Below are 1,264 nucleotides of genomic sequence, written 5' to 3'. Positions count from 1 at the left end.
AAGGACATACGATCATAAGCCCCACCTCTCTGAGGGAAGGCTTTATCTCTAGTGGTAGCTGATGTACCCAGTAGCTCTATAGTCATAGGAAGAAGCGGTTATATTATTACTAGTTCTCTATAGTAACATAAACTACTGTTTTATTTAATGTTTATCTAAATATAAAACTGCCTTTACAGTACCTATTCCCTAATCTCAGGTCATAGCTATATACGATAACCCGTATACCCCCCATGGCACTCGCCCCCCCATAGCTACCTAATACAGCTCAATCAACTCCACTGAAGCCGTAGTACCTATCCGTACATCAATGAAGGTAGTGCCCACACCTGCGCTAGTAATCCACTGTTTATTACCGTCAGAACCATAGCCTACCCAGTATTCCTCAGAAGCTTTTGTAGGCATCCATATAGGCCCAACAAGAGGCAAGCTGATTTGCCCCGCATGCAGGTGTCCTGCAAGGTAAACACCACTCTCAGGATCGATTTCGGCCCCATACGGGTCGTGTACTAACGTGAGCTTTATACCCGTACAGTCATCGCTAAAAGGTATGTGCCTATAGTTGTCCGTGAAAGCATCACCTAAGCCGCGTACGCAGACATCTACACCTAGTATATTGATTATCTCTGACTGCCCCTCAATAAAGCGTATAGGGCTATCAGAGAAGCTCCGTATCCAACGATTAGGGCCAGTGTAAGTCTCGTGGTTACCTAGCGTTACATACGTTCTACGGCCCTCTGAGAGCCTCTCAAGGCCATCTATGATTACAGGCCTAATACGGTCAGTAGTCGCTAAATCTTCGCCTGTGTAGTCTCCAGTCAGCGCTACGAAATCAGGTTGAGTAGCACCAGCTATCTGGGCTAATTCAGCCATTACAGCTGGGCCTGTATCTTCCTGATAATGGATATCTGAGATGTGTAAGACCTTAATAGGCTGGGTAAGGTTAAGCCCCGTATTAATACGCCATTTGTTAACCTGAATAGGCTCACGATCGCCACAGCCTGATAAGGCTATGCCGGTAATTAAGATGAATAGGGGGCGTATTAAGTTCATACGGCTAGAGTAACGTGAACGGGCTTACGCTTACATAGCTTCGCGCGCCCCTCTGAGATAGGAAACCGTAAATAGCCGAAGTTCGGCTCATTTTTCGGTACATTTCCGCCCTGTACATCGAACCTTAAAGTACCGTAGACTGGCGTAATCAGTACGCTTGTTAGCTATTAAAGTGCTCGTGGAAGGCAACATAGAAGCCTCGAGGCACCAT

Annotated in this window: 1 protein-coding gene; it reads right to left on the bottom strand. The window is 46.3% G+C overall.

The annotated features are described in order from the left end of the window. Positions 1-258: 258 nt before the first annotated feature. A complete protein-coding gene (locus tag XMM312_RS11430) occupies positions 259-1,053 on the bottom strand; it encodes a metallophosphoesterase (RefSeq protein WP_173489289.1) in 795 nt (264 codons plus the stop codon). Positions 1,054-1,264: the final 211 nt, after the last annotated feature.

The sequence above is a fragment of the Marinobacterium sp. xm-m-312 genome, assembly GCF_013283295.1.
GTDB lineage: Bacteria > Pseudomonadota > Gammaproteobacteria > Pseudomonadales > Balneatricaceae > Marinobacterium_E.
This window is presented reverse-complemented; position numbering and strand designations above follow the sequence as displayed.